The sequence below is a fragment of the Falsigemmobacter intermedius genome (assembly GCF_004054105.1).
In the GTDB taxonomy this organism is placed as follows: Bacteria; Pseudomonadota; Alphaproteobacteria; order Rhodobacterales; family Rhodobacteraceae; genus Wagnerdoeblera; species Wagnerdoeblera intermedia.
On sequence record NZ_SBLC01000012.1, the window covers coordinates 61,963 to 76,935 of the forward strand.

The following is a 14,973-nucleotide window of genomic DNA, read 5'->3' on the forward strand; positions in this document are numbered from 1 at the left end:
GGGCGGATCCACCCGGATTAAAGACCAGTCAGTCGCCCGAGGAAACTGCTCAGATCCGTCGTGTGATGGTGGATATGGGGCGCAGTGACGGCTTCCGGGCCAACCAGAACGGTCTTCATGCCCATCTCATGGGGCACCGCCAGATTGCGGGGATCATCCTCAAACATCGCCGCCTGGCGGGTGGCGAGCGCATCAAGGCTGAAAATCCGCTCAAAAGCTTCGCGGCGGGGCTTGGGATGGTAATCCGCTTCCTGCACGCCATAGACCGCATCAAAAAGCGGTGTCATCCCCCGCGCCTCAAGCACCGCGCGGGCATAGGGCACGGTGGCATTGGTATAGACAATGCGCCGCCCCGGCAGAGCTGCGATCCGGGCGCTGAGCAGCGGATCGGGCTTCAGCGCGCTGAAGTCGATGTCATGCACCTCTTCAAGGAAGGGATCGGCCTCAATCCCATGCTTTTCCATCAGCCCCGCCAGCGTGGTGCCATAGGTGGCCCAGAACTCGCGCCGCAGACGATGGGCGGTGTCACGCTCCACCTTGAGGGTGCGCATGACGAAATCCTCCATCCTGCCCTCAATCTGGTCGAAGAGCCGGATCGCGGGATCATAGAGGGTATTGTCGAGGTCAAAGACCCAGGCTGAGACGTGACGAAAGGCGGGCGAGGGATCGGCGGCGTGTTCCATGCCACAGAGCTAGGATGAGATCGTCGCAGGCGCAATCCTTTGCTTGCCCGACGGGCGACTGGGTCTTAGGTTTCCGCCCATGACAGCATCACACGCAAAACTCCCGCCCGTTCCGCAAAAAGACGCCTATACTCTGATCCTTGAGGCGATCGATGCGGGGATCTATCGCCCCGGCGACCGGCTGGTGGAATCAGAGCTGGCCGAGCGGTTTGGCGTATCGCGCACCCCGGTGCGCGAAGCTTTGCAGCGTCTTGAGACGCAGTCGATGCTGTCGCGCGACGGGCGCAGCCTGATTGTCGCCTCGCTGGACCACAATCAGCTGGCAGAACTTTATGCGGTGCGGGCTGAACTCGAGGGGCTGGCGGCGCGTCTGGCGGCCCAGCATGCGAGTGAAGAAGAGATTCGCCTGCTGAAAGCTATGGTGCGCGAAGATATGAAACTTCTGGGCGATCCGGGCGCTCTGGCGCGGGCGAACCGGCGGTTTCACAAGCAGATCCATCTGGCGTCGCACAACCGGTATCTGATCCAGCAGCTCGATCTGGTGCACCGCTCCATGGCGCTTCTGGCCTCAACCTCTCTGGCGGCTGAGGGCCGCGATTCGGCCGCTCTCGCCGAGCATGAGGCCCTGGTCACCGCGATTGCAGCCCGGGATGGTGACGCCGCCTGCGCGGCGCTTCGCCTGCACATCTCGCTGGCCTTTGAGACCCGCCTGATGATTGACGCGGGCGAAGTGAAGATGGTCTGACCCTTCGGGTTTTTGGGCTGCGCCGGGCGGGCGACGGGGGGGCTGACGCCGGCCTCAGGTCTTGTCCCGGCCGACCTCGGGGAGCCCGGCCCGCGTTGGGGAAATCCTGTCGGGCACCCGTTCCGGGCCTGCCGGTGTCCTCCATTATTGAGACTGCGGATCGCCTGCGCCACCTGAACATGGGGGCGTTATCTGTCGGGCGCTTCGGTTTCAGCGGATTTTTTGGGGAAAAGCTGCCGGGGTGCTGAGCCGGCAGGGCCCGCAAAAAGCGAGGTCTTTTGCTTTTGGCTTTCGGGAAACTGCCGCAGGCCCGCCTCGGGCAGGGCGGGGCCATCACCTTCATGCGGATCGGGCAGTGTAATTCCGGGGGGGCCTGCGACCTCACCGTCGAAATGGCCGTGAGAGGTCTTGGCCCAGTAAAACGGATTGCGGAAGGCCTCGCGCAGCGCCCGCCATCCCGCCACGGCCGCCATCAGGTGGTAGAATTGAAAGAGCAGCGTCACCCTCCAAAGGCTGGGGTGGCGCGTCCTTTGAAGTCCAAGGGCCGCGCAGGCGATCAGCAGAACCTCACTCAGCAGAAAGACCGCGGTCATCGTCAGGAGTATCGGTTCAGCGATCAGGCCGCGTGCGGGATGCGGCAGCCCCGCAAAGATCAGCCAGAACGACCAGTTCAGCGGCGCGAGCAGCACCTGACTTTGCGCACCCAGAAAAAGCAGCTGATAGCCCGCGAATCCCTTCGGCCCCAAAGCACGCCAGAGCCGCAGCGGGTTTCGCATATGGACGGCCCAGGTCAGGATATAGCCCTTGATCCAGCGGCTGCGCTGGCGGATCCAGGGGCGGGGGCGGCAGTTCGCCTCCTCATGGGTGGTGACGCTGAGCATCTGCGTGCGCAGCCCGTGCCTGGCGATGCGGATCCCAAGATCCGCGTCTTCGGTGACATTATGGGCATCCCAGGCCCCGAGGCGTTCCAGATGCGCGCGGCGGATAAAGAGGGTGGTGCCGCCAAGCGGCATCGGAAAGCCAATCCTTTGCAGCGCGGGCATCATCACCCGAAACCAGGCGGCATATTCAGCGGTAAAGAGCCGCGCGATCAGATTGCTGCGCGGGTTATAGTAATCGAGGGCCCCCTGCAGGCAGGCCAGATCCTCAGGCGCGGCCTCAAAGGTGGCTGCCACCTGCAGAAGCTGATCGCTGTCGGGGGCATCTTCGGCGTCATAGATCCCGATGATACTGCCCCGCGCGAAGGAGAGCGCGTAGTTCATCGCGCGGGGCTTGGTGGTGACGCTGCCCTTTGGCACCACAACCAGCTGCATCCACCCCGGCAGACCGGCAGAGCGCAGGGCCTGCAGCGTTTCGGGGTCCTGTTCTTCGAGAATCAGCAGCACTTCAAGGCAGCCGCGCGGATAGGCCAGCGCCTCCAGGCGCCGCAGCAGGCGCGGCGCGATATCCGGCTCCCGAAAGAGCGGCACAAGGATTGAGATCACCGGCGGCTCTGCCACCAGCTCGGGCGGGGGGGGCGGCTTTGGCGGATGGCGCAGGCCCTGGACCAGCGCATATAACCGCAGCGCCGTTGAAGCGATCAGCGCCAGAGAAAGCCAGGCGGTCAGCAGCAGAAACGCGACGGCGGGCTGTAAAATCACAATGGCAGCGATGGCGCACCACAAAGCCGGGCGGAGCGCGCGCGGCAGAGAGGGCGCAAGACCACGAACGCTGAGATCTGCGGGCAGGCGGGTCTCAGCCGCCGCGAGCAGAGCGGGGGCGGCGCAGCGGGCGATGGCGGTCCGGATCTCCTCGGGCGGGGCGAGACAGCCTTCAAGGCGAAGGCCCTTAAAGACGGGCCATTCCGCAATCCGGGCAAGGCTGTGCGGATCTGCGACCGCCAGCACCACCCGATCGCCCCGCCGCCCCAGAGGCAGGCACAGCGCCTGCAGGCAGGCCGCAGCCCCGCAGAGCCTCAGCAGCTCCGCACAGGGGCGCAGCGGGCCCGGGCCAGACCGCGGCAGCCCGCTCACCTCACTCAGAAGCGTCAGCAGCAGATCTTCGCTCAGCAGACGCCGCGCGCGCAACTCATCGGTCAGCGGGATCCGGCAGCGCATGGCGGTCAGCCCCGCGCTGCGGAGCGCGGGGCGCCGTTCCGGGAAACGGCTGAGCAGCAGGTTCAGAAGCTGCGCATCCGCAGCCGCGGGCGAAGGTGCAGCGGCGGATGAAGAGAGGGGAGGCAGCTCAGGAAAATGATGACGGGTGTCCATCGCCCGAGCCTCGCAGCGATTGGTTAACCGCGCGTTAACCCTGCGCCTGCCGCAAAGCAAAAGCCGCGCCCCGTGAAGGGCGCGGCCTCTGAGACCCGCTGTGACGGGATCTTATCTTCAGGCGCGACGGGCGCGGATGGCCTCGGCGAACCGCTCAAAGAGATAGAAGCTGTCCTGCGGGCCCGGGCTTGCCTCGGGGTGGTGCTGCACCGAGAACACCGGGCGGTCGGTCATGCGGATACCGCAGTTCGAGCCGTCAAAGAGCGAGACGTGGCTCTCGATCACACCCTCGGGCAGGGTCTGGCTGTCGACGGTGAAGCCGTGGTTCATCGAGGTGATCTCGACTTTGCCGGTTTCAACGTCTTTCACCGGGTGGTTCGCACCATGGTGGCCGTGGTTCATCTTGACGGTTTTGGCCCCCAGGGCCAGCGCCAGCATCTGGTGACCAAGGCAGATGCCGAAGACCGGAATGTCTTTCTTCAGCACTTCCCGGATCATCGGCACGGCATAGACGCCGGTGGCGGCCGGATCGCCGGGGCCGTTCGAGAGGAAAACGCCTTCCGGGTTCAGCGCGAGCACATCTTCTGCGGTGGCGGTGGCCGGCAGAACGGTCACATCGCAGCCCGCCGAGGCGAGGCAGCGCAGGATGTTGCGCTTGGCACCATAGTCGATGGCCACAACGCGCAGACCTTCGCCCTCACGCTGGGTATAGCCCTCGGGCCAGGCCCAGGTCTTCTCGTTCCAGCGGTAGCTTTGCGCGCAGGTGACGTCTTTGGCGAGATCCAGACCCACAAGGCCCTTCCAGGCGCGGGCTTTGGCGATCAGCGCCTCGATGTCGAAAATGCCGTCCGGATTATGGGCAAGGGCGACATGCGGCGCGCCCTGCTGGCGGATGGCACGGGTCAGACGGCGGGTGTCGATGCCGCCGATGGCGATGCGGTTGTGCTTTTTCAGCCAGGCGACCAGATCATCAGTGGCGCGCCAGTTCGACGGCTCAGTCGGATCCCATTTCACCACGAGACCGGCCGCGGCCGGGGTCTCAACGCTTTCATCGTCCTCCGGCGTGACGCCGGTATTGCCGATATGCGGGAAGGTGAAGGTGACGATCTGACCGGCATAGGAGGGGTCAGTCAGAATTTCCTGATATCCGGTCATCGAGGTGTTAAACACCAGCTCGGCAACAGTGTCGCCAACGGCGCCGAAACCCTGACCGTAAAACAGCGTCCCGTCAGCAAGGGCCAGGCAGGCGGTGGGGCGGGGGGCAGCGTTTGGCATGGGCAACTCCGGGATAAACGGGGCGGAAACTATGCCTGTGAGGGGCCGGGGTCAAGGGTTTGTGACAAAAGGATTTTCGTTGAAAATCAATGCCTTGGAAAATTGCTCAAGACTTGATCGCAGCACCCGCTCAGATTAGGCTTCAGGGATCTCATTTCGGAAGGTTTTAGTATGTCTTTGCGCGACAGGATTAATGCGGGTCTCAAGGAGGCCATGAAGGCGCGCGAGGCGGAGCGCACCTCAACGCTGCGTCTGATCAGTGCGGCGATCCGCGACCGTGATATTGCCGCGCGCGGGGACGGCACCGCGGCGGAGGGGATCCCCGACAGCGATATCCTGGCGCTTCTGGGGAAGATGGTCCGCCAGCGTCAGGAAAGCGCGAAGATCTATGAAGAGGGTGGCCGTCTGGAGCTGGCAGCCAAGGAACTCTCAGAAATCACCATCATCGAAGATTACCTGCCGCGTCAGCTGACCGCCGCCGAGACCGAAGAGGCGATCGCCGGAGTGATTGCCGAGACCGGGGCCACGGGCATCCGCGACATGGGCAAGGTTATGGCTGCGCTGAAAGAGAAATACACCGGCTCGATGGATTTCTCGACCGTAGGTGCAGCGGTCAAAGCCCGGCTGATGTAAAAGAGATCGGGGCGCCTGCGGGCGCCCCTTTCAGTGTCGCCTGCCGCTCAGACGCTGCGATACCGCGAGAGCAGGCATAGACATGCCTGCCTTGATCATAAGCGGGGCTTAGCCCTGTGCCGGAATGTACGGTGATATGGTCTCGATCCCTGTCGCCTGAGAGTTCAGGTGATAAGGCTGCCGCCCGAACATCTCGCGCGGGCCAGGACATGTCAAAGCCGTGTCAGAAACAGAGTGTCCGGCCTTCGCAGGCGAAAAGAAAAAGGCCCCGGAGTATCCGGGGCCTTTCTTTATCTGCCAGCCAGGGGGGCTTTACCGGCCCCGGGCGTTGCGGGCATCAGTGATGCGCGCGGTCCCAGTCCGACTGCTTCGGCAGCTGCTCGAAGGTGTGCTCCGGCGGCGGCGAGGGCAGGGTGAACTCCAGGGTGTCGGCATATTCATTCCACGGGTTCGGACGCGGGTCTGCTTTGCCCCATTTCAGCGAATAGATCATCACGCCGATGAAGAAAGCAAAGGAGGCGAAGGAGATGAAGGCACCGATCGACGAGACGTAGTTCCAGTACTCAAAAGCAGCCGGATAGTCGATGTAGCGGCGCGGCATGCCCTGACGGCCCAGGAAGTGCTGCGGGAAGAAGGTCAGGTTGGCGCCGATGAACATCATCCAGAAGTGCAGCTTACCTGCCCATTCCGGATAGGCCTTCCCGGTCATCTTCGAGAACCAGTAGTAGATGCCCGCAAAGATCGCGAAGATCGCACCCAGCGACATCACGTAGTGGAAGTGCGCCACAACGTAATAGGTGTCGTGATAGGCACGGTCCACACCGGCCTGCGACAGGACGATCCCGGTCACACCACCCACGGTGAAGAGGAAGAGGAAGCCAAAGGCCCAGAGCATCGGCGTCTCAAACGAGATCGAGCCGCGCCACATGGTTGCAATCCAGGAGAAGACCTTCACCCCGGTCGGAACCGCGATGACCATGGTGGCCATCATGAAATAGGCCTGCTGGGTCAGCGACATACCCACGGTGTACATGTGGTGCGCCCAGACGACGAAGCCCAGAACACCGATTGCCACCATCGCATAGACCATCGGCAGATAGCCGAAGACCGGCTTGCGCGAGAAGGTTGCGATGACATGGGAGATGATCCCGAAGCCCGGCAGAATGATGATATAGACTTCCGGGTGGCCGAAGAACCACAGGATGTGCTGATAGAGCACCGGGTCACCACCGCCGGCGGGGTCAAAGAAGGTGGTGCCGAAGTTACGGTCGGTCAGCAGCATGGTGATTGCACCGGCCAGAACGGGCAGGGCCAGCAGGATCAGCCAGGCAGTCACAAACACCGACCAGGCAAAGAGCGGCACTTTATGCAGCGTCATGCCCGGGGCGCGCATGTTCAGGAAGGTGGTGATGATGTTGATCGCACCAAGGATCGACGAGGCACCAGAGACGTGCACCGCGAAGATCGCGAGATCCATCGACAGACCGTCTTCACGCACCGAAAGCGGCGGATAAAGCACCCAGCCCACGCCCGAGCCGAGCTGGCCGTTGCCACCCGGTGCCAGCACCGAGCAGACCGCCAGAGCGGTACCGGCGAAATAGAGCCAGTAGGAGAGGTTGTTCAGACGCGGAAACGCCATGTCCGGCGCGCCGATCTGAAGCGGCATGAAATAGTTGCCAAAACCGCCAAAAAGCGCCGGGATCACCACGAAGAACATCATCAGGATGCCGTGGGCCGTGATCAGCACGTTCCAGAGGTGACCGTTAGGCGTACAATCCGCCGTGGCAGCCGCCGTCAGACGTGCGCCTTCCATGCACATGTACTGAACGCCGGGCTCCATGAGCTCCATACGCATATAGACGGTGAACAAGACCGAGATCAGGCCGACGAGGCCTGCGGTCAGAAGGTAAAGGATCCCGATATCCTTGTGGTTGGTGGACATGAACCAGCGGGTAAAAAACCCGCGGGTGTCGTGCTCACCATGGCCATGGATGGCGGCGTCGGCCATGCTCGTCTCCCGTTCGGTGTTAAGTGCGCGCAGGCAGGAATCGGGCAGAATCCTGCCTGCGCGTGCCAATTCTCTGTCGGGGTTGTAAGACGTGCGGCATCCGGTCGCAATGGCGGAGTTTGCGTGAGAGCGTCACAGCGTGACGCAAATGCCAGATTTTGCCATGGTTTGTGGGGGCTTCGCCCGGCGGCGCCGGTGTGTGCCGCCGGATCACGCGACACGCCCTCCGGCTGTGAAGGGGGTCCGGGCCTGCGGCCTGTCGCCGCGCAACCCGGTTCCGAAGCCGCTCAGCGCAGCGGATAGGGGCTGTTGAGATCTTCGCGCGGGGCGCGGCTCGGCAGGCTGGTGAACATCGTCAGGGTGATGATGTCATCAGCCTCAAGGTCCATCTCAACCAGCTCGCGGAAGTTGAAATAGTCCCCGGCCACCACCTTTTTGTGCAAAGCGCCGTTCGGCCCGATCCGGCCCGGGTCGCCCAGAGTGTCGGTTTTGCCATAGAGCGGCTGTTTGAGGCCGCTTTCAGCCATGGCGGTCTGCGGCGCAAAAGCTGCGAGACCGGCGGTCAGCGCAAGGGCTGCGAAGAGGGGCAGGCGGGGCATGACAGTCTCCTGTGATCGGCAGTCCGCAAAAGCGGGGGCTCGTCTTTAATCTGAGACCGCGCCGGGGCGGTTGCAAGAGGGGGCCGCCCCGCCGCACCGATCAAACCTGCGTGCAGGTCGCACGCTTTCCGGCCTCCGCGTCGCGGCTGGTGCCGGGATGGGCGGAGATCACCTCTGAAAAGCTTTTCATCAGCGCGGCGTCGAGATCCTGCATCGTCACCGGAAGCCCCAGATCCACCAGAGAGGTCACTCCGTGCTCGCGAATCCCGCAGGGCACAATGCCGGAGAAATGGCTCAGATCCGGTTCGAGGTTGATTGAGATGCCATGATAGCTGACCCAGCGGCGCAGCTTGATGCCGATCGCGGCGATTTTGTCCTCAGCGAGGCTTCCGTCAATCTGGCGCGGCTTGTCCGGACGCTGCACCCAGACACCGACGCGGCCCTGACGAATCTCTCCCTTCACGTTGAACTCAGCGAGCGCCGCGATCACCCAGGCCTCAAGCGCGCGCACGAAGCAGCGCACATCGCGCCCGCGCTTTCCCGCATCGAGCATCACATATATCACCCGCTGCCCGGGGCCGTGATAGGTATATTGTCCGCCGCGCCCGGCAGGGTAGACGGGGAATCGGTCTGGGTCGGTCAGGTCCTGGACCTGAGCAGAGGTTCCGGCAGTATAAAGCGGCGGATGCTCCAGCAGCCAGATCGCCTCCGGCGCGGTGCCTGCGGAAATCGCCTCAACCCGCGCTTCCATCTCGGCCAGAGTTTGCTGGTAATCCGACAGCCCCGGCAGCCAGCGCCATTCCACACCATCGATGAGCATCGCGAACCTCCTAGGCAACTGTCCGTTGCCATTGGATTTAGGGCCTTGTTGCAGAATTTGCCATGGGGCAGGGCAGGCCCCGGGATCGGGGTGAAAAAAATCGCGCCCCGGTGAAGTTTTTTCAAAAATCCCCTTTTCATCCCGGAGGCTTATGGCTAGAAGGCTCCTACCAGTTCGGAACGGTGCGGTTGTGGCGGAATTGGTAGACGCGCAGCGTTGAGGTCGCTGTGGGGTAACTCCCGTGGAAGTTCGAGTCTTCTCAACCGCACCATCGAACAGGCAGAATGGCCCGGCGCAAGCCGGGCTTTTTGCGTTTTTGCCCTCTGCTATCCCACTGAAAAGAAAATATAAAATTCTGCGCCGGCGCGCATTTTTCCTCTTTTCATTCCGCATCTCCCTGACTAGAAGATGCCTACCAGTTCGGAACGGTGCGGTTGTGGCGGAATTGGTAGACGCGCAGCGTTGAGGTCGCTGTGGGGTAACTCCCGTGGAAGTTCGAGTCTTCTCAACCGCACCATCGAACAGGCAGAATGGCCCGGCGCAAGCCGGGCTTTTTGCATTTCGCTCCCTGGCAGAAAACAGCGCATTTTATCGAGCCAGGATTTCGTGATTCCGACGTGATCTCCGTCTCAGGCAGGCTGAAGCTGTTCCCGATGTTTCCCCGGGAGCCTTTGAGATTAGGAGGATCTCATGACCGGTTCGAAAGACACTATGCGCGATCAGAAGCACGATCAGAAGCAGGGTCAGATGAAAGACCCGGCGAAAGACCGTGACCACAGCCGCCAGCAGGAGCAGCAGTCTCCCGGCCGCGGCCAGCAGCAGGGCAGCCCCGCACAAAAGCCGCAGCAGCGCTGAGTGCCGGAAGGTTCAGGAGCAGAGCCATGACCCCTGTCAGAGCGGAGAAAGACTGGCCTTTGCGGGAGAAAGTCGCGCCGTCCGATGCGTTCGGAACGTCCTCTGAGGCGGCGGGCATGCCCCAGGCCTGCAATCCGGCCAGATACTGGCGCCGGTCCTCTGACGCTCAGGCCGATGCACAGGAGGCGCATCATCAGGCCCGCTGAGAGCTGTGATACGGAAAGGGGCCCGGTGACGCACCGGGCCCCTGTTGTTTGGGAGACGGGCTTCACAACCCGCGGTTCAGATACCAGATCGCCCCGTTCAGCGCCGTGGCAAAACTGACCCAGGCCAGATATGGCAGGAAAAGCCAGGCCGAGACGCGCTCTTCCACCCAGGCAAGCCGGATGAAGCTGACGAGAACCAGCCAGAGCAGGGCGATGACGATCAGTGCCCCTCCGGCGGTTTCCAGGCCAAAAAAGACCGGCGACCACAGGAAGTTCAGCACCATCTGGACGATCCACATCATCCGCAGGCGCGGATCATCCTCGAGGCAGAAGACCCGCCAGCCGGCAATGCCGATCATCACGTAAAGAATGGTCCAGACCGGGGCAAAGACCGAATTCGGCGGCTGGAACCAGGGCTTTTGCAGCGCATCGAACCAGGGGCCGGGGGGGAAATTCATTCCGATAAGAGCGCCGATGCCCGAGACGGCGACAACGAAAACGACGAGCCAGAGCCAGGAAGATTTCAAGATAAACCGCACAATGTTTGGGAACGACTGCCCCGATAACGTGCTCAGAGAGAGGCCGGTTCCGCATGGGTTGTGAAGCGCCCCGGGTTTTACCTGCCTGGGGGGCATCCGCCTTGCTGCCACAGATGCTCTCGCGCAAGCGGGTCCTCTTTCGCGCGGCAAAAGAAAACGCGGCGGGCAGAGCCGCCGCGTTCCACAGATCAGGCTGAGACCTGGCTCAGAGCATTGCGCGGACTTTGTTCGCGATGTTCTCTGCGGTGATGCCGAACTTCTCGTAGAGCACCTCTGCCGGGGCCGAAGCGCCGAAGCTCTCCATGCCGACGAAAGCTGCCTTTTTCTCAGAGCCACGCTCGCCAAGCAGGAAGCGGTCCCAGGGCATACGGGCGGCGGCTTCAACGGCCACACGCACCGGACCTGCCGGCAGGACTTTCTTGCGATAGGCTTCCGGCTGGGCTGCGAAAAGCTCCATCGAGGGGACCGAGACCACGCGGGTCGGGATGCCTTCGGCTTCGAGGATCTCGCGGGCTTTCATCGCGATTTCGACTTCCGAGCCGGTCGCCATCAGGATGGCTTTCGGACGGGCCGAGCCTTCCGCCAGGATGTAAGCACCCTGCGCGGTCAGGTTCTTCGCGGTGAAGGTCTTGCGCAGCGTCGGCAGGTTCTGGCGCGAAAGCGCAAGAACCGAAGGACGCGATTTTTCGGTCAGCGCGATTTCCCAGGCTTCGAGGGTTTCAACCGCATCGGCCGGGCGGAACACCAGGGTGTTCGGGGTCGCGCGGCAGATCGCCAGATGCTCAACCGGCTGGTGGGTCGGGCCGTCTTCACCCAGACCGATCGAGTCGTGGGTCATGACGTAAACCGAGGGCACTCCCATCAGCGCCGAGAGGCGCATCGCGCCACGGGCGTAGTCGGTGAAGCACATGAAGGTCCCGCCGTAAGCGCGGACACCGCCATGCAAAATCATGCCGTTCATGGCAGCGGCCATGCCGTGCTCACGGATGCCGAAGTGCACATAGCGGCCTTTGCGGTTATCCGCATTGAACACGCCCAGATCTGCCGTCTTGGTCAGGTTCGACCCCGAAAGGTCCGCCGAGCCGCCGATGGTTTCCGGCATGACCGGGTTGATCGCGGCAAGTGCCATTTCCGAGGCTTTGCGGGTCGCAACTTTCGGAAGTTTCTCAGCCAGCTCTTTTTTCAGCGCTTTCACAGCACCGGCGAGTTTTTTCGGAGCTTCCAGCGCCATCTGGCGGGTGAATTCCGCCTGTTTGCCGCCCGGCAGGGTGGCGAAACGCTCTTCCCAGGCTGCACGCTCAGCCGCGCCACGGGCACCGATGGCTTCCCATTTCGCTTTGATCTCAGCCGGGATCACAAAGGCCTCGTGGGTCCAGCCATAGACTTCACGGGTCAGTTTGATCTCTGCCTCACCCAGCGGCGAGCCGTGAGCACCGGCGCTGTCCTGCTTGTTCGGCGCGCCAAAACCGATGATGGTTTTGCAGTCGACCAGAACCGGACGGTCCGATTTCTTCGCTTCCGTCAGGGCGCGGTCGATGTCGGTCGGGTTGTGACCGTCGCAGGCGATCACTTTCCAGCCCGACGCTTCAAAGCGTTTGTGCTGGTCGGTGATGTCCGACATCGAGATGCGGCCGTCGATCGAGATGTTGTTGTTGTCCCACAGCACGATCAGGTTCGAGAGCTTCTGCATGCCGGCAAGGCCGATGGCCTCCTGGCTGATGCCCTCCATCAGGCAGCCGTCACCGGCGATGACCCAGGTCTTGTGGTTCACAACCTTGGCGCCGAAACGGGCGCGCAGGCTTTCTTCTGCCATGGCGAAACCAACGGCATTGGAAATGCCCTGGCCCAGCGGGCCGGTGGTGGTTTCAATGCCCTGGGCGTGGCCGTATTCCGGGTGGCCGGCGGTTTTCGCGCCCCACTGACGGAAGTTTTTGATCTCCTCCAGCGTCATGTCGCTGTAGCCGGTCAGATGCAGCAGCGCATAGATCAGCATCGAGCCGTGGCCGGCGGAGAGGATAAAGCGGTCGCGATCGGCCCAGTTCGGTGCCGAGGCGTCAAATTTCAGGTGGTTCTGAAACAGAACGGTCGCCACATCGGCCATGCCCATCGGCATGCCGGGGTGACCGGAGTTTGCGGCCTGAACCGCATCCATCGCAAGCGCACGGATCGCGCCGGCGAGTTGCCAGTGGTCAGAATGGCTCGCGCGCAGGGTGGCGATGTCCATGGGGATCTCCTGTCTGGGGTGCCGTCGGGGGTCCGGGCGCGGGTTTGATAACAGCGTGGCTGCGAGTTGCAAGCGTCGCAGTGACGCAAATCGGCGGTAATCGGCTTGAATCGGGCGGAAATTTCGCTGAATCGCGCAGTTTACGGCTCAGGCCTTGCAGCGGGCGCCGCGCTTCGGGCAGTATGGGCGGCAACTGCCATTGGGGCAGAGCCCGTCGCGGCCTTTGACCGCAGCGGGGCAGGAACTGATGACGCGGGACTGACCAGAGCCGGTATGCAGGAATTTGAACAGCACCAGCGCCGTCTCGCGACGGCACTTCTCCGAATCGGCGCAGCCTTTGAGCGGCTCGGCGAGCCGCCTCCGGCCTCTCAGGTCCTCGCCCGGGCGCAGGACAGCGAAGATCTTTCCTCTGAGATCGAAATCGCCCGCCTGACCCGGCTGGCCGAAGAGGCAAGGGCAGAGGCCGCGGCGCTGTCAGAGCAGCTTGCAGGCACCCATGCCACCCTCGAAGAGGTGGTGCTGGAACTCAGTGCACAGATTGAGGCGCGCGATCTGGAACTCTCTCAGCTTCGGGATTCCCCGGTCGCGGTTGAGGCTGCGCAGCCCGACACTGCCCTGACCGAAGAGCTTGAGGCACTTCAGCAGGCGATTGAGCTGCTGAACGGTGAGATTGCCGCGCGCGATGCCGAGATTGCAGCATTTCGCAGCCTTGAGGCCGCAGCCCCGCAGGCTGATCCTGAGGCCGAGGCTGCACTGGCCGCCGCCCAGGAGGAAATTGCCGCGCTGACGGCCCGTCTTGCCGCGCTTTCAGAACGTCACAGCGGCTCGACAGCCACGCTCGAAGAGGTGGTTCTTGCGCTGACCGGCCAGATCGAGGCCCGGGATGCCGAGATCGCTGATCTGCGCAGCGCGCTTGAGGCGGCTTCGGCGGAAGCGGCCGCCGCTTGTTCACTCGCCGATCCGGCCGAGATTGAGCGTCTGAAGGCGGTGGTGGCCGATGGGGAACGCCATGCGGCTGAACTGTCCGAACAGCTTTCCATTCTGACCAGCCGCCATGCGGAGGCTACGGCAACCCGCGATGAGCGGCTTTCGGCTCTCAATGCGCAGGTTGAGGCGCAGGCCGCAGAGATGGCCCGGATGCGCAATGTCAACATTCAGCTGCGCGAAGCCATGCGCACTATGCGTGAGGGGATGGCGACCGGCGGGGTCGATGCGGCGGCGATCAACCGCGCGCTGGAGGCCGAAGTGGCCGCGCTTTCCTCGGCCCGCGAGTTTGAACGCGCAGAGCTTGATGCGCTGCTCGCCGCACTTGATCCGCTGCTGGCTCCGGCCCCTGCAACTGAAAGCCCGGAGGTCGTGAATGCCTGAGCTTGATCTGTCCATCGGCGGGCGCGTCTTTCGCATGTCCTGCCAGCCCGGCGAAGAGGGCCATCTGCGCACTGCCGCCGCCATCCTGGACGCCGAAGCCGCTCCGCTGATGTCTCAGGCGGGCCGCATGCCCGAAGCGCGGATGCTGCTGATGGCGGGGCTGATGCTGGCTGACCGTCTGGCGGGGCATGAGGATCAGACCGCTCAGGCCCGACGCCGCATCGAAGAGCTTGAGGCGCGGCTTGCCGAACTCGAAGCCCGCCCGCCGGAAAAGGTCGATGTGGTGGTCGAAAAGATCGTGGAAGTGCCGGTCGAGACGCGCGTTGAGGTTCCGGTGATCCCGCGCAGCCTGATCGATCGCATGGCAGAACTGGCCGCTGAGGCGGAATCTATGGCCGATGCGGCTGAAGAACGGGCAGGCGAACTGGCGGATCTTCAGTTCGATACCTGACCGTCTGCAGAGTGCAGTGAGCCGAAAGCCGCCCCCCGGGGCGGCTTTTGTCTTTCGCAAGGCTCCGGTCCTTCTGTGAGGGATTGTCGATGCGGATCGCGCTCTGCCGCCGGTCTTCGGCCTCAGCGCTTCTCACGTGACCATAGCGCACGGGGAATTGGATTGCCGCCAATGGGCTTATGTCTCTGCCGAAGGCAGACCTCTCTGCTGCGGCAGCGGGCTCAGCCTTTCGGGCAATCTGTCGCAGGGTGGCTTACATGATCGCCGTATCGCCCGCCCCCCGCGCAGGCTATCGGCTGTTCGCTGCCCGCAGGGCGG

14 protein-coding genes and 2 tRNA genes are annotated in these 14,973 nt (G+C 63.1%); 8 read left to right on the forward strand and 8 right to left on the reverse strand.

Translation table 11 applies throughout. The features are described from left to right. Positions 1-17: 17 nt before the first annotated feature. The gene (locus tag EP867_RS10255) at positions 18-683 is read right to left on the reverse strand and encodes a pyrimidine 5'-nucleotidase (protein WP_128488826.1); all 666 of its coding nucleotides are present in this window, start codon (positions 681-683) and stop codon (positions 18-20) included. 79 nt (positions 684-762) lie between these two features. Here EP867_RS10255 and EP867_RS10260 point away from each other — a divergent pair, with 79 nt between their 5' ends. Further along, positions 763-1,428, forward strand: coding sequence for a GntR family transcriptional regulator (locus EP867_RS10260; protein WP_128488828.1), 666 nt, complete (start codon positions 763-765; stop codon positions 1,426-1,428). Positions 1,429-1,616: 188 nt separating this feature from the next. On the opposite strand, the gene EP867_RS10265 is transcribed toward EP867_RS10260, so the two are convergent. Together EP867_RS10265 and carA are read right to left on the reverse strand one after the other, a co-directional pair. Then, positions 1,617-3,677 carry a glycosyltransferase gene (locus EP867_RS10265; RefSeq protein ID WP_128488830.1) on the reverse strand — a complete coding sequence of 687 codons (2,061 nt, stop codon included), beginning with the start codon at positions 3,675-3,677 and terminating at the stop codon, positions 1,617-1,619. A 117-nt stretch (positions 3,678-3,794) separates the two neighbouring features. After that, a complete protein-coding gene (gene carA / locus EP867_RS10270; RefSeq protein WP_128488832.1) occupies positions 3,795-4,952 on the reverse strand; it encodes a glutamine-hydrolyzing carbamoyl-phosphate synthase small subunit in 1,158 nt (385 codons plus the stop codon). Positions 4,953-5,123: 171 nt separating this feature from the next. On the opposite strand from carA, the gene EP867_RS10275 reads away from it, so the two are divergent. Continuing rightward, complete coding sequence (locus tag EP867_RS10275) at positions 5,124-5,585, forward strand: GatB/YqeY domain-containing protein (RefSeq protein WP_128488834.1); 462 nt, start codon at positions 5,124-5,126, stop codon at positions 5,583-5,585. Positions 5,586-5,922: 337 nt separating this feature from the next. Here the strand turns inward: EP867_RS10275 and ctaD are convergent, their stop codons facing one another. The 3 genes from ctaD to lipB all read right to left on the reverse strand — a co-directional run bounded on the left by ctaD (position 5,923) and on the right by lipB (position 9,006). Next, a complete protein-coding gene (ctaD, locus tag EP867_RS10280; RefSeq protein ID WP_128488836.1) occupies positions 5,923-7,593 on the reverse strand; it encodes a cytochrome c oxidase subunit I in 1,671 nt (556 codons plus the stop codon). A 287-nt stretch (positions 7,594-7,880) separates the two neighbouring features. Continuing rightward, entirely contained in the window at positions 7,881-8,192 is a 312-nt protein-coding gene (locus EP867_RS10285) for a hypothetical protein (RefSeq protein ID WP_128488838.1), read from the reverse strand. A gap of 100 nt (positions 8,193-8,292) precedes the next feature. After that, positions 8,293-9,006: a lipoyl(octanoyl) transferase LipB gene (gene lipB, locus EP867_RS10290; RefSeq protein WP_128488916.1), complete on the reverse strand. Its 714-nt coding sequence runs from the start codon at positions 9,004-9,006 to the stop codon at positions 8,293-8,295. A gap of 190 nt (positions 9,007-9,196) precedes the next feature. Here lipB and EP867_RS10295 point away from each other — a divergent pair. The 4 genes from EP867_RS10295 to EP867_RS10305 all read left to right on the forward strand — a co-directional run bounded on the left by EP867_RS10295 (position 9,197) and on the right by EP867_RS10305 (position 10,073). Continuing rightward, positions 9,197-9,283, forward strand: a tRNA-Leu gene (locus EP867_RS10295). 159 nt (positions 9,284-9,442) lie between these two features. Further along, positions 9,443-9,529: transfer RNA gene (locus EP867_RS10300), tRNA-Leu, on the forward strand. Positions 9,530-9,702: 173 nt separating this feature from the next. Continuing rightward, on the forward strand, positions 9,703-9,867 hold the full coding sequence (locus EP867_RS19820) for a hypothetical protein (protein ID WP_164888829.1): 165 nt from the start codon (positions 9,703-9,705) through the stop codon (positions 9,865-9,867). A 26-nt stretch (positions 9,868-9,893) separates the two neighbouring features. Further along, positions 9,894-10,073 carry a hypothetical protein gene (locus EP867_RS10305; protein WP_128488840.1) on the forward strand — a complete coding sequence of 60 codons (180 nt, stop codon included), beginning with the start codon at positions 9,894-9,896 and terminating at the stop codon, positions 10,071-10,073. A gap of 62 nt (positions 10,074-10,135) precedes the next feature. Here EP867_RS10305 and EP867_RS10310 read toward each other — a convergent pair whose 3' ends face one another. Both EP867_RS10310 and tkt read right to left on the reverse strand, forming a co-directional pair. Further along, positions 10,136-10,600 (reverse strand): TspO/MBR family protein, encoded by a 465-nt coding sequence (locus tag EP867_RS10310; protein ID WP_128488842.1) that lies wholly within the window; start codon positions 10,598-10,600, stop codon positions 10,136-10,138. 217 nt (positions 10,601-10,817) lie between these two features. Next, positions 10,818-12,836 (reverse strand): transketolase, encoded by a 2,019-nt coding sequence (tkt, locus tag EP867_RS10315; RefSeq protein ID WP_128488844.1) that lies wholly within the window; start codon positions 12,834-12,836, stop codon positions 10,818-10,820. A 273-nt stretch (positions 12,837-13,109) separates the two neighbouring features. On the opposite strand from tkt, the gene EP867_RS10320 reads away from it, so the two are divergent. Together EP867_RS10320 and EP867_RS10325 are read left to right on the forward strand one after the other, a co-directional pair. Beyond that, positions 13,110-14,204, forward strand: a complete 1,095-nt coding sequence (locus EP867_RS10320; RefSeq protein WP_128488847.1) for a hypothetical protein — start codon at positions 13,110-13,112, stop codon at positions 14,202-14,204. After that, positions 14,197-14,655: a cell division protein ZapA gene (locus EP867_RS10325; RefSeq protein ID WP_128488849.1), complete on the forward strand. Its 459-nt coding sequence runs from the start codon at positions 14,197-14,199 to the stop codon at positions 14,653-14,655. The genes EP867_RS10320 and EP867_RS10325 overlap by 8 nt, the downstream gene beginning before the upstream one ends. Positions 14,656-14,973: the final 318 nt, after the last annotated feature.